The sequence below is a fragment of the Fodinicurvata fenggangensis DSM 21160 genome (assembly GCF_000686045.1).
Lineage (GTDB): Bacteria > Pseudomonadota > Alphaproteobacteria > Kiloniellales > DSM-21159 > Fodinicurvata > Fodinicurvata fenggangensis.
In genome coordinates, this window is sequence record NZ_JMLV01000001.1 from 424866 (window position 1) to 438506 (window position 13641).

11 protein-coding genes are annotated in these 13641 nt (G+C 55.7%); 4 read left to right on the top strand and 7 right to left on the bottom strand.

All coding sequences use genetic code 11. The features are described from left to right. Nucleotides 1–37: 37 nt before the first annotated feature. Nucleotides 38–1930, bottom strand: coding sequence for an adenylyl-sulfate kinase (gene cysC / locus BP38_RS0102025; protein WP_035723141.1), 1893 nt, complete (start codon nt 1928–1930; stop codon nt 38–40). Then, entirely contained in the window at nt 1930–2724 is a 795-nt protein-coding gene (cysD, locus tag BP38_RS0102030; protein ID WP_026986364.1) for a sulfate adenylyltransferase subunit CysD, read from the bottom strand. The genes cysC and cysD overlap by 1 nt, the downstream gene beginning before the upstream one ends. A 256-nt stretch (nt 2725–2980) precedes the next feature. Here cysD and BP38_RS18540 point away from each other — a divergent pair, with 256 nt between their 5' ends. Both BP38_RS18540 and BP38_RS18545 read left to right on the top strand, forming a co-directional pair. After that, nucleotides 2981–3916 (top strand): sulfotransferase domain-containing protein, encoded by a 936-nt coding sequence (locus BP38_RS18540; protein ID WP_051608858.1) that lies wholly within the window; start codon nt 2981–2983, stop codon nt 3914–3916. Nucleotides 3917–4009: 93 nt separating this feature from the next. Continuing rightward, nucleotides 4010–4912, top strand: coding sequence for a glycosyltransferase family protein (locus tag BP38_RS18545; protein ID WP_035723144.1), 903 nt, complete (start codon nt 4010–4012; stop codon nt 4910–4912). Between the two features lie 52 nt (nt 4913–4964). Here BP38_RS18545 and BP38_RS0102045 read toward each other — a convergent pair whose 3' ends face one another. The 5 genes from BP38_RS0102045 to BP38_RS0102060 all read right to left on the bottom strand — a co-directional run bounded on the left by BP38_RS0102045 (nt 4965) and on the right by BP38_RS0102060 (nt 9518). Continuing rightward, entirely contained in the window at nt 4965–6110 is a 1146-nt protein-coding gene (locus BP38_RS0102045) for a mitochondrial fission ELM1 family protein (protein ID WP_026986365.1), read from the bottom strand. A gap of 180 nt (nt 6111–6290) precedes the next feature. Next, entirely contained in the window at nt 6291–6527 is a 237-nt protein-coding gene (locus tag BP38_RS22040) for a YMGG-like glycine zipper-containing protein (RefSeq protein ID WP_155992149.1), read from the bottom strand. Nucleotides 6528–6598: 71 nt separating this feature from the next. Then, the gene (locus BP38_RS0102050; protein WP_026986366.1) at nt 6599–7102 is read right to left on the bottom strand and encodes a hypothetical protein; all 504 of its coding nucleotides are present in this window, start codon (nt 7100–7102) and stop codon (nt 6599–6601) included. A 124-nt stretch (nt 7103–7226) separates the two neighbouring features. Then, nucleotides 7227–8576 carry a sensor histidine kinase gene (locus BP38_RS0102055; protein ID WP_245602303.1) on the bottom strand — a complete coding sequence of 450 codons (1350 nt, stop codon included), beginning with the start codon at nt 8574–8576 and terminating at the stop codon, nt 7227–7229. A gap of 171 nt (nt 8577–8747) precedes the next feature. Further along, entirely contained in the window at nt 8748–9518 is a 771-nt protein-coding gene (locus BP38_RS0102060; RefSeq protein WP_245602293.1) for a response regulator transcription factor, read from the bottom strand. An 807-nt stretch (nt 9519–10325) separates the two neighbouring features. Here BP38_RS0102060 and BP38_RS0102065 point away from each other — a divergent pair. Beyond that, on the top strand, nt 10326–12170 hold the full coding sequence (locus tag BP38_RS0102065) for an SLC13 family permease (protein WP_026986369.1): 1845 nt from the start codon (nt 10326–10328) through the stop codon (nt 12168–12170). Nucleotides 12171–12195: 25 nt separating this feature from the next. Then, nucleotides 12196–13614 carry an FAD-binding oxidoreductase gene (locus tag BP38_RS0102070; protein ID WP_026986370.1) on the top strand — a complete coding sequence of 473 codons (1419 nt, stop codon included), beginning with the start codon at nt 12196–12198 and terminating at the stop codon, nt 13612–13614. Nucleotides 13615–13641 lie beyond the last annotated feature (27 nt).

The window sequence follows — 13641 nt, forward strand, 5'->3', positions numbered from 1 at the left end:
CGTTCCCGAGGTTCGATTACCTCGGGAACGATGGCTTCTAGTCTACCCGGAAGGTACGGTCGATGTAATCCACAACCTGCTCGACACAGGAGGCCAGGTCTTTCGCATCGGTGTCTACCACCAGTTCGGCGCTGGCGGGTGCTTCATAGGGTGCGCTCACACCCGTGAAGTCCAGGATCTCACCGGCCCGAGCCTTCTTGTAGAGACCTTTTGGATCCCGTCTCTCGCATGTATTCAGGTCGGCACTGACATGAATCTCGTGGAAGGCCTCGCTGTCAATACGACTGGCGGCACTGCGGGCCCGATCGCGGTCCGCCTGATAAGGCGAGATGAAGGCCGTGATGCAGATGAAACCGGCGTCTGCGAACAGGGCGGCGACTTCCCCTACCCTACGGATGTTCTCGGTGCGCTCCTCCGGTGAGAAGCCCAGGTTGGCGTTCAGGCCGGCACGAACGTTGTCACCGTCCAACACATAGACCTGGAGCCCCTTCTGGAAGAGATGCTTTTCGACCTCCATGGCCAAGGTCGACTTACCAGCCCCCGACAGGCCCGTGAACCAGAGCACCCCGCCCTTGTGACCGTTGCGCACCACACGATTCTCGCGTGTTATCGTGTGCTCGACGGAATAGACGTTGGTCGACTTGACGGTCAGGCTCTGCCGCTGATCGGGATAACCCTCCATCGAGATCAGGCCACCGCCAACCACATCATAGTCCTCGAGCAGGACGAAGCGGCCCATCTTGTCGAGTTCGACATGCTCGTCGAAAGCCAGGACTTCCCGAGCACGCAGAACCACCTCACCGATCATGTTGCGCTCGAGCTTGGTTCCCGGGCGATGGGCGAGCGTATCGGTATCGATCAGGGTTTCGAGGCCGACCACTGTCACTGTTGCCGTTTTGGTGGCCAGCTTCAGCGTATAGCGCTTACCAACCTCCAGCGGCTTGTGCCCCAGCCAGAAGAGCCGCGCACGAAAGACCGTGGAAAGCACAGGCGGGTCTTCCACATGACTGATCACTTCCCCACGTTCCACAAAGAGCTGCTCTTCCAGGGTCAGGCCGATGGACTGCCCGGCATGAGCCTCCAGGAGCGGTGGAGCATCCCAGACATCCAGCGATTTGACTCGCGCTGTCTTGTTGGATGGCGAGAAGAGGATCTCGTCGCCCGGACGGATTACACCAGCCTCGACCCGGCCCGCAATGATGCGTCGCTGATCGAAATGATAGACATCCTGGACCGGCAGGCGCAGGGCCTGCTCCGATGGGACCGTAACAGAGTGAAAGCGGTCCAGTGCCTCCAGGAGGGTCGGCCCCTTGTACCAGGGTGAGGATGTGGATTTCTTGGCGATGTTGTCGCCTTCACGGGCCGAGATCGGCACGATAAAGCTGGGCTCGACGCCAATGCTGTGCAGATAGGCCGTTACGTCCCGGACAATCTCTCCGTAGCGCGCCTCCGAATGATCGACCAAATCCATCTTGTTGATGACCACCGCCACCTGCTTCACACCCAGGAGATGCAGCAGGTACCCGTGACGCCGAGTCTGCTCGCGCACCCCCTCCTCTGCATCCACGACCAGAAGGGCCGCGTCAGCCGAGGCAGCACCGCTGACCATGTTCTTCAGGAACTCGCGATGGCCTGGCGCGTCGATGATCACCACGTCGCGTTTCGGCGTCTTGAACCAGATCTGGGTGGTGTCGATGGTTACGGCCTGGTCACGCTCGGCCTGGAAGGCATCCAGCACAAAGGACCACTCCAGGGCCATACCGCGGCGATCGCAGATCGCCTTCAGTTCCTCGAACTTGCCGGTGGGCAGGCTGTCGGTGTCGTACAGCAGGCGCCCGATCAGTGTCGACTTGCCATGGTCCACGTGGCCGACCACGACGATCTTGAAGGTTTCACGAAGCATGTCGAGAGAAGAACTGGAATCCTGCATTACATGTATCCCGCGGCGCGGAGGCGCTCGAAGGCATCCTCGCTGTCATGGTCCATTGTGCGGCCGGCGCGCTCCGGCGTTCTCGTGGTCTGCAACTCCTCGATGATCTCCTCGATGGTCGAGGCATTGGACTCGATGGGCCGGGTAATGTCCTTCTCGCCAAGCGAGCGATAGCGCATGCCGTTCCGCGCGAAATACAGCGGAACCACCGGGATATTCTCTCTCTGGATGTAGCGCCAGATATCCACTTCGGTCCAGGCGAGCAGCGGATGGATGCGCACGTGCGTGCCCGGTGGGAATTCGGTCTTGTACTGTTCCCAGAACTCGGGAGGCTGGTCCTTGTAGTCCCATTCCCCGCTCTCGCCGCGCGGGCTGAAGACACGTTCCTTGCTGCGCACGGCCTGCTCATCACGGCGGATGCCCAGGAATATACCTCGGAAATCATGCTCCTCGATCACACGCTTCAGGCCCAGGGTCTTGCGGGCCGCCGAGCGTGCGTTGTAGGTCAAATCGGGATCGGTTTCCTCGTACGGCGGGCATTCAGCGTTGATGTAGTTCAGGTCCCATTCCTTCACATAGCGGTCCCGGAATTCATAGACCTCATCCAACTCGTTGCCGGTATCCAGCAGGATCACCGGAAAGGGTACGCGGCCATAGAAGGCTTTGCGCGCAAGCCAGATCATGACATTGGAATCCTTGCCGAGCGACCACAGCATCGACAGGGGTTTGATGCGATTGTAGGCTTCGCGCAGGATATAGATGCTCTGCGCTTCCAATTGGTCGAGATGGTTCATGACTTGGAATGCATCCGCTGGTGTGTGATGGAACAGGGCAAGAGTTAGCGTTTCTGCAGAGGCGGCTCAAGGGCAAAGCACGGCCATTGCCACATTATTTCCTGTAATTATATTATTTTCACATTAATTATTCGCTTAATTTTGGGTTGGAATGCAATCTGCCCGGTTCTCACAAATTGGGCTGGATTGCACCATAGACAGCAGCTTGCTATAGCTGCTCGCATACTACTGATTGACTCTTTTCCTGGAAATATCCATGCGCGTCTTACTGAAGAAGATCAGCCGTGAGCTGACCTTGCTGATTCTCTTTTTCCTCCCGCAGGAAAAGAAGATTGCAATTGAACGCCGCCTGCGCGGCAAGGAAGAGTACAGGAAACTGCGCCTGGCAGATGCCGTGATCGTTTCTTTCGGAAAGAGCGGACGGACATGGCTGCGGGTCATGCTGTCCCGTTTCTATCAGGTTCGCCACGGACTGTCCGAACGTCACTTGATCGGTTTCGACAACCTTCACCGCAAGAATCCTAAGATTCCAAAGCTCTTCTTCACGCATGACAATTATCTGAAAGATTATACGGGAAACAGTGACAACAAGGCCGATTATTATGATCGCAAGGTTGTACTGCTTGTACGCAATCCGGCAGACACCGCCGTTTCCCAGTACTTCCAGTGGAAATATCGCATGCGCGACCGCAAGAAATCCATCAACCAGTACCCACAGGGAATGGAAGACCTTTCGGTCTATGACTTCGTCATGGACGAAAAGGCGGGGTTACCGAAGATCATCGGCTTCATGAATGTCTGGGCGCGAGAGATGGACCGGTTCGAGAACATATTGATCGTCCGTTATGAGGATATGCGCGATGATCCGGGATCCGCCCTCAAACGCGTGACGGACTTCATAGGTACGGAAGGAACGGAGGATCAGATCGAGGAGTCCGTCCGATTTGCATCCGTGGAGAACATGCGCAACATGGAAAGCAATCGGACGTTCTGGTTGAGCGGCAGCCGCATGGTGACCCGGGACAAGAGCAATCCAAATGCCTACAAGGTTCGGCGGGCCAAGGTCGGAGGTTACCGTGACTATTTCGAGGATGCGCAACTCCGCGAAATTGAGGACTATATCGGCAAGCATCTCAGCCCGGTTTTTGGGTACAGCGTCGACCAGCAAGAGCAGGATGCGAACTCCGCCTAAAGCTTGCAGGCCTGAGACAATGCGTCAGCTTGCGGGGGTTTCCGGCATCTGCTAGGAACAATTATCAATTACACGACAGGAGTTACGGCTGCTGTGAAAGCTACCGTCTTCATCCATACAAATCACCGCCAGATGATTGGCGCATTGGTGGCTCAGTACACCATGAAGCGCAACTCGAAGAATCCGGACAAGTTTGACGTCCAGATCATTCACACCAAGGATTATCCCTTCCTGAAGGAAAAGGAAGGTCAGGAATTCCTGCGCGACGGCTACACACGGCCGTGGCGTTATGAAGACCTGCAGTCCTTTACGCCGCTTCGTTTCATGCCCCCCGAGCTGATGGACTACGAAGGTCGTGCGGTGATCATGGATCCCGATATTTTTGCGGTCGGTGATATCTGGGAGCTGCTTTCAAGGGACATGGGCGACCATGCCATCATGTGCCGGGCCCGTTCCGGAGCAAAGGGCCGCGAAGGTTGCATGGCGAGTTCGGTCATGCTTCTCGACTGCGCCAAGCTGACCCATTGGAAATGCGAGGATCAATTCAACAAGCTGTTCACGGGTGAGTTGGATTACATGGACTGGATCTGCTTGCGCACTGAACCGCGCGAAAGCATTGGCTTGCTCGAGCCTTACTGGAACGATTTCGATCGCCTGAAAGAGGACACCAAGCTGCTGCACAATACCCGCCGCCTTACGCAACCCTGGAAGACAGGGCTTCCGATCGATTTCACGCCAGCTGACAAATCCCGCCGCTTTCCAATCATTGGCTGGCTGATGCGCTGGCGCCGCAAGCTTTTTGGCGAGCACGCCCTGCTGGGGCGCTATCTCAGGCACCCTGATCGCAATCAGGAGCGCTTCTTCTTTGCCATGCTCAAGGAGTGTATGGATGAAGGCATCGTGACGGAGGAGATGATCCGTCAGGAAATGGAGCGAAACCACGTCCGTCATGACGCCTTCGAGGTCATGGAGCGCACACCCAAGATGGCTGCATGATTAACGGCAACCTTCATGCTCATGTAAAAGCCCCCTTTTCGGGGGCTTTTTGCTACCCCGACTTGGCCGTCGAGAGTTCCGGGAAAAGGGTATGAACGCGCTCCACGGCACGGGAGATGTCCTCAAGTGGTGGAGGTGACTCCAGTGGATGACCTTCGCCCAACCAGGCCGCGCGACCACTGGAAATCATGTAGTCATGAATGATCCGGATATCGCGCGTGATCCGATTGGGGCCCAAGTGCATCCCGGATAGATATACAAAGGCACGGAAATCAAAGCTGTCCCTTGGTTTCTTCAGATACTTGTCGAGCAGTTTGGGCTTTCCAGGCAATTGCCTGCGCATGGCACGCCACCCCTGCCCCAGATCGAACAGGTAAACCGGCTTCCCGGTGGCACAGGCTTCCGTCATCATCGAGACGCTGTCCCCCGTTACAATGATGCGGTCTGCTAGCCCCAAGAAAGCAAAATAGGGGTTGTCTTCTGCATCAGGGCGCCATTGATAGAAATGACAAGGCACGTCGATTTCATCCCTCAGAACCTGAATGGTATCGGCGCGCGTGCGGGCACTGGTTGTAACAAGTAGGGATGCCCCATACTGGCGGGCAAGCTTGCTGGCCTGTTTGCCAAGCCTTCGGGCGGCCTCCCGGTCATAGCTGTAGGGACCGCTGTTGCCACCGACAATAACGGCAATATAAGGGGGTGGCATACCCTGGAGTTTGTCCGCCCAATCTGCCGCATCGCTCTCAAGACGCTTCTGAGAAACCCTGTGCAGCGGTGTATTGTTCTGCAGGATATGGGGGTGCTGTGGCAGGCGATATTGGGGCGTTGTAATGATCAGGTCAAAGCGCCCGAAATTCGCCCACGGACGCCCGATATGAATCAAGCGAACATGTTTTTCCCGTTTTGCCTGCTGTTGAATCCAACGGCAAATCGGCTCATTGCGCCGTCCGGCAGAAATGACAAGATCTGGCCACGGGGGCTCAAGATGGCTGGATTGGTCCGGTAATGTTCCTGACAGAGTTGGGCCATGGGTCAGATTGATCAGAAGCTCATAGCTCTTGTAGGCAAAGCGCCGAATCTCATACGGCCACCCAAGTGCTTCAGCCAGAGCCAATACCTGTGAGTTATCCCCTGCCCGATGCCCCATCATGAGCCAGACGGATGGCACCTTTTTGGTTGAAGGCCCGATATCGCTCAAAACTGATCACTTTGCCCATTTCAGGAATTGCATGCTTATCCGGAACCGCCGGACGCTTCCGATTACTGGACTGCGGTGCTTCAGTCAAACACTGCTGCGGTCCTCTGATCTGGACTGATCGGAACAGGGAATATACCACTTCGTTGCCAAGCTTAGCTTTATCCAATCCTGTACAGCACTTCAGTTGCCGACGTGAACTTCATCCTCACCGGTCAAGTACCCTACTGCAGCGCCAGCCGCACCGCCAATCAGGGCCCCCGTGAAGAGGCTTCCTCCTGCAAGTGCGCCAATGGCTGCGCCGCCTGCACTGCCAATGGCGCCACCGCTCAATGTTCTTTGGGTTCTGGTATCCATACCCGAGCAGCCAGCCAGTGTCAGAACAACAATCATGGCTGCCATGAACCTTGACGAAGTCATCCTATAGTTCCCCCCGAAAATCAGTGAAGTCCGTGATTCAGTTACAGTAGAGCAATAAGCGAGAAGCTTGATTATCCCAAGGCAAGCGCATTGAGGCCAGAGGTCTTTTGACAGGCAGTATTTGCCTTCCGCTGGTTTTTCTGCTCGCGAGAATCTGCTGCCATGAGGATGAGGTCAGTGACAGTGGAAATCTCATCCGTTCTGCCTTCAATGCAGTCCACGACAAAAGGCTGCCATGACCTGTCGTGAGCATGCCGAGCCAGTTTATTCTGAATGATTTGCGCGAAGCCTTCCCGCTGCAAGGCAGACTCACCTACATCCAGAAGGCCTAGACTGAATCCCTGAAGGCGAATGACATAACCCTGTGAATGCAAGGTATCAAGGACCCCGGCCAAGGCCTCTTCCGATAGTCCTTCGCTGAAGGTCAGGATATAAAAGCGATAGCTCAGCCGGACATTTCGCAGCCGGGCCAGGGTCTCCTGTAAACGCCGATCATGAGGATGGCTGGCGTGCGTTTCCGTTTCAGGATGAAAATCTGACTTCTTGCTGGCTCGTACCGAGTGGAGCGTGGCCATTGGCTGTTATTCTCGCATTAGGTGAAACCCGGGTGAGAGTAACCTTCAAGGCCGAGGCGGGTCAGAGGCAAGGCTGTGACAAGAATGGCGCGGGAACCTGTCTCTCGCTTGCGCGGAGCTCACGTCACGTCGCCAGTGGCAGCTCCATACGGACACAGAGACCCCCTTCATTGCGATTCCGTGCCCAAACAATACCGCCTATCGCTTCGACATTTCTGCGAACCACCCACAAGCCTATGCCAAAGTTCGGCAACTTGACGGAGGCTTGAGGCAATGCAGAGGGATTGGCTCCAGGACGATGGGAATAATTCCGTTCGAAGATCCGCTCCAGGTTTTCCGGTGAAACCCCGGGGCCTTCATCCTCGACCGTCAATACGGCCTTGTCGTTCTCGCTGTACAGATGAACCCGAACCTTACCGTTGTCCGGGGAAAAGCTGATGGCATTGTCGATCAGGTTCTCGGCAACGGTTTCCAGCAATTCAGCACCACCAAGAACCTCTATGCCCTCAGAGATCCTGGACTCCACGACGGTCTGTTGCTGCCCCTCGGTTCCCTCGACATAAGGAGAGAGCAGCGTCTGCATGAGAGCCGACAGGTTGATCCGCTCACGCGGCGGGTTCAGTAGTTCAGCGACCGTCTCTTCCATACGGCGTGCTGCGCCAACCAGGCTGTCCAGACGAGCCACCGATTGTTCGACCACCTCCAGTGCTCGTTTCCCCTTTATGTTCTCTGGTGGGATAGCGCGACGCAGTGGTTCGGTCGCCTGGGAGATCACCGCGATAGGTGCCTTCAAGGCATGCGCATTCTCTTCTGCAGCATCGCGGATATCCTTGGCCGATTTCTGCAGTGTATTGACCATTCGATCGAACTCACGCGCTACGTCGGAGAGTTCCGGCACACGATTGAGGCTGGAAAACGAAAGTGAGGGGGTTCCATGCGAGCGGATTTGGTTCGCCAGAAGCGCGAACTTGCGCAGGCTGCCCCATAAGCCGAGAAATATTGCCATGACCACAATTGCCATGAGCAGGTATATGGCGGCGGCTACGCGCACTTCGGGCATCTGCCAGTAGGGTCGGCCCAAGGAAGAACGCAGCAACTCGGACGTAGCGTGTGAGGTTATGATGGCCCAGCAGCCCTTGGGCGCATTGACCGGTGTGATGGACGTCAGGAATTCCTCCCCTCCCTCCGGGTTTCGGTACCGAACGGAAAGAGGTTGCTGCCCACGGCAGGAATCCTCCAGTTTTCCCAGAATATCAGGAGTTACCAGCTGCTCCAGTTCGTCTTCCAGTTGATCGGCTGGCTGTGATTGTGACGAGGCCACGAAGTAGAAGCTGTCATACCCCTCCTCCCCCTCTGGACGGAACAGCAGTCGTACACGCATTCCCCGTACGCCCAGGTCCGAGAGTGTCTCATGGAGCACCAGTGCATCCTGACCCTCGAAGCGCTCAAGAAAGGGGCGCAAACTGCGTCCCACCAACCAGCCTTGCTCCTGGACACTCCGCAACAACAGGGTCGCCCGCTCTTGATCGGCAAGCTTCAATTGGCCGTATATTATAACCGGAACAGCAATGAATATGACCAGCAGCAAAAGGAATTTTGCAGCCAGGGAGCGAGGTATCCGGGAGAGAGGGCGCAAGTCGACCCCTTAGCGCTCAGTTGTGCGCCAGCGATAACCAAATCCGGGATAGTTTTCTATTTCGTCGAATTCTGAGTGAAGTTCCCGGAATTTCTGGCGAATGCGTTTCATGAAGGTGCGGACGTTTGCGCGATAACCCTCTGGCCCGGCACCTGCCAGGAATCCCTGACCATGAACCAAATCATAGATTTCCCGGTAGGTTACATCCTGTCCAGCGCGTTGCAGCAGCAAGTGAACGATCTTGAATTCTGTCAGGCTCAGATTGACACGTTCCCCCCGCCAGAAAGCACGGCTGCTGTCCAGGCGAAGTTCGAGTTCTCCTTGACGTATGACATCCTGGTTCTGTGAGTCACCTGCCTCAACTTCGCTTCCCTGAGGCGTCTTGTTGCCAGAGAGAATGAGATCGATGCGCTTGTGCAGGATGGCAAAACTGCGTGACTTCTCCACAAAATCCACGGCGCCGCTCAACAGCGCAGCTTCTTCGTATATCTGTTCACTCAAAGCCGTCAGGAAAATAACGGGCATCTCGTGCCCTTCCTCACGCATGCGTTTCAGAACCTCGATTCCGTTCATTCCCGGCATACGCCAATCGAGAAGAATCAGATCTGGTGATCCATCGTTATCCAGCCATTCGAAAAACGGTTCACCAGCCTCAAATATCTCGACAGAATAGCCAGCCTCCTTCAGATTTTCGGATAAAGTTTCTCGAAACAGCGGATCGTCGTCCACAACCGCAATCTCTATGTTCCGAGTCACTTGCATGGTTTCCATACTACCCATTTTGAAAACTCCCAAGCTCTTGCAGGCAGCGCTCCATAGTTGCGTCTCCCGACGGGGTCACTTCATAGGTGAGCGCTTGCAAACGTCGATCACGCAAAGAAGGGTAGAAAAACAGCTTCAATTCGCAGTTTGATCGCTGGTAATTCCAGACAGTGGCTGGTGCTTCTCGCCTGACATCCAGGGGCGGTCCCAGCTGTCCCAGCATTTCCTCTTCACTCAGACCAACCAATTCATCGGGATTCAGGGGGGTTACAGGTTTTCTCGGACCAGCTGACTCCGGAGAGCTTGGCGCCGGTGCGGAAACTTCTTCTCCGGATTCAGGTGCAGGTGCGGTGGCGCTGGGAGCTGTCGCGTTGGTTTCAGCATCCTGCCATGGCAAGGCTTCGCATCCGCTAAGCAGTGCCACAGCAAGGATTATGGTGCATGTTCGCAAAGCCATGATGAAGGTCTGAAGGCTGCCCTGGAATTGTGTTTGATGTACAGTTTATCGCAAGTAGGCATTATTACTAGGTTTTTCCAGAGACCTGGCAATCAGCCATCAGTTTGTGCCATTGCCCTACTCTGGGGAAAAACATGCCGCAAGACATTATACGGCTTTTGCTCTGTGACATATAGAGGGCATTCAGGGGGTGCATTTTGCCACTTGTGAGAATGGTGATTTGCCTTCCGAATTGGACCAAGGTTATTTTCAGGTTGCAGGAGTGAAAATATCCTGAGTTTCGGTTGATCCACCCTCTACAGAAAGCCGAATCTGGCAGGCCTCTCTTCATCTAAACAGGTAACTGAACCGCAACCACAGGAGACACTATGACCCTCGAACAGGGGTTGGTGCTGGGAATACTTGGCTGCGCCATGGCGCTTTTTATCTGGGGACGCTGGCGTTATGACGTCGTTGCCTTGATGGCTTTGCTTTCCGCCGTTCTGGCTGGCCTCATTCCCATGGATGAGGCCTTTTCTGGATTCAGTCACCCCGCCGTGATCACGGTCGCCGCGATCCTGATTCTCAGCCGCATGCTATCGCTTTCAGGGGCGGTGGACATCCTGGCGCGTCACGTTATTCCGGCTCGCGGCTCACCTACTCTCATGATTGGCGCTTGTTGCATTCTGGCAGCGGTTCTCTCCGCCTTCATGAATAACGTCGGTGCATTGGCGCTTCTTATCCCCATAACACTGCAAGCCGCAGCCAAGAGCAACATTCCTCCGAGCCGCTTCCTGATGCCAGTTTCCTTCGCGTCTATACTGGGAGGCATGACAACCCTGATTGGCACACCTCCTAATATCATTGTTGCCAGTTACCGCGCAGGTGCTGAAGGTTCTTCCTTCTCAATGTTTGATTTCACACCTGTCGGTGCCACACTGATGCTGGCCGGTGTTAGTTTTGTCGTTTTGGTTGGCTGGCGTCTCCTGCCCAAATCCAGAGATGGTGCCCATGCCGGACAGAATCTCTTCGAGAACATAGCATCGTACGTGACAGAGGCGCGGGTTACCGAAGACGCCAAGGCCAAAGGCAAGCGCCTGATTGAAATTGAACGTGAACTCGATGAGCTTGAAGCTGTCGTAATTGCAGTCGTCCGTAATAACCAGCGCATCCTGGCCCCTCACCGCTATCAAAGGATTCAGGAGGGGGATGTCCTGATTCTGGAGGCGGACCCCGAAGGGCTCGCGAAATCGATTCCCACGCTCGGATTGGAACTGGTCGGCGAAAGATCCGACGACGATCATGATTCCGAACTGAAATCTGAAGACACGGTACAGGAAGACGGAGAAGGCATAGAGGCCCAGAATCTCCAGTCCGAAGAAGTCAAACTGATCGAAGTGGTCATCCTGCCAAACAGCCGTCTGATCGGAAGCACAGCGAAAGGCCTGAGACTCCGCAATCGGTTTGGCATCAACCTTCTCGCTATTTCTCGGCAAGGCAGTACATCAGGAGAGCGGCTTCGTTCAACTGTATTCGCTGCTGGCGACGTTCTTTTGCTGCAAGGTGAAGAGGACAGGATTGCCAGCTTCACCAACTCTTTTGGCTGCGCCCCCCTAGGCAAACGCGAAATCAAGTTGCCTCATTTCAAGGAAGCCATGAAGGCCGGCGCACTGATGGTCGGTGCGGCTGCTTTTGCCGCCTCAGGCCTGGTCTCTGCTGCGGTGGCTTTTGTAACGGCAGCAGTCCTGGCCGTGATCCTGCGCATTCTTCCCGTAAGGGAAACCTATGAAGCTCTGGACGGGTCCGTTATCGTGCTTCTGGCCGCCCTAATTCCAGTCGCCAACGCAGTAGGAAGCAGTGGAGCTGCAGAGCTCATTGCCGAAACGCTTGTGAATGACCTGGCCGGTGGCGATCCTGTCCTGACACTGGGGCTATTGCTCGTTGTCACGATGCTGTTGACGGATTTCATGAACAATGCCGCCACGGCTGCCGTCATGAGCCCCATCGCGATTTCGCTCGCCTCTCAACTTTCGGTCAATACAGATACCTTCCTGATGGCCGTGGCCGTCGGGGCGTCCAGTGCGTTCCTAACCCCCATCGGACACCAGAACAATACACTGATCCTCGGGCCCGGCGGATATCGTTTCAGCGACTATTGGCGCATGGGTCTTCCGCTGGATATTGTGATCGTTAGTATCGCCATCCCCATGCTGCTGCTTGTCTGGCCGCTATAGGGGGGACTGGAGAGAGTTGGAAGAGATGGAAATGCATGACAACCAGTTCCTTCGCCGCCTGGAGGAAATAACTGGTAAGGGGGGTATTCTTGTCGCGGAGCAGGAGATAGAACCCTACCTTCAGGATCAGCGCGGCAGGTACCACGGCAAGGCCTGTGCCGTTGCCTTTCCTTCTTCGACCGAGCAGGTGGCCGAAGTGGTGCGCCTATGCCGACAGGAGAAGGTCAGCATCGTGCCACAGGGCGGGAATACCAGTCTTGTTGGCGGCTCCGTGCCTGATGAGACCGGCAAGAGCCTTATCCTGTCCTTCAAGCGCATGAATCGTGTTCGCGCCATCGACGCCGATAATTTTACACTGACTGCCGAGGCTGGCTGCATCCTGCAGGACATCCAGGAAGCTGCGGCTGCCTGTGACCGCCTGTTCCCGTTATCGCTGGGAGCGGAGGGCAGCTGCCAGATCGGCGGCAATCTTTCCAGCAATGCCGGTGGTGTCCAGGTCTTGCGTTACGGCAATGCGCGCGAATTGGTGCTCGGGCTGGAAGTCGTACTGGCCGATGGGCGCATCTGGAACGGCCTGCGCGGTCTGCGCAAGGACAACACTGGCTATGACCTGAAACAGTTGTTCATAGGTGCGGAAGGTACCCTCGGAATCATCACGGCAGCCGTACTGAAACTTTATGCGCGTCCACGAGAGGTCGCGACAGCCCTGGTCGCTGTTCCGGATCCAGCAGCAGCGGTCCGTCTTCTGGGGCGCATTCGCGCGGCTTCAGGCGAAAGCGTGACATCATTTGAACTGATGTGCCGGCGCGGGCTCGAATTTGCTGAGCGCCATGTCGAAGGAGGCCAAATCCCGCTGGATGCCCCCTCCCCCTGGTACGTCCTTGTGGAGCTGTTCGGGGGACGTGAGGGGCGTGGTTTGCACGACACGCTCGAGGAGTCCTTTAGCGACGGACTCGAAGAGAACCTGCTCAGTGATGCTGTTATAGCCGGCAATGAAACGCAGCGGCATAAACTCTGGCGACTGCGGGAAGGAATCGTGGAAGCTCAGAAATTTGAAGGCGCTTCAATCAAGCATGATGTTTCTGTGCCCGTTTCTGAAGTTCCTGCCTTCATTGAGAAGGGAACCGAAGCTGTATTGGCAATGGTGGAGGGTGCACGTCCCGTACCCTTCGGTCACGTTGGTGATGGCAATATCCACTTCAACATCACACAACCCGAAGGGATGGATCCGGCTGCTTTTCTGGCACGCTGGACAGAGGTCAATGCCCGTATCCATGATATCGTCGTAGAAATGGGGGGCTCTATTTCAGCAGAACATGGGATCGGACAATTGAAGCGCACGGAGAACATGCGTTTCAAGTCCGAGGTCGAAATCGATCTGATGAGAACCCTGAAGAACGCCTTGGACCCGGAATATCTTCTGAATCCTGGAAAGGTAATTTGAGTACACCCCTGGAAAGTCTCCGTTAAC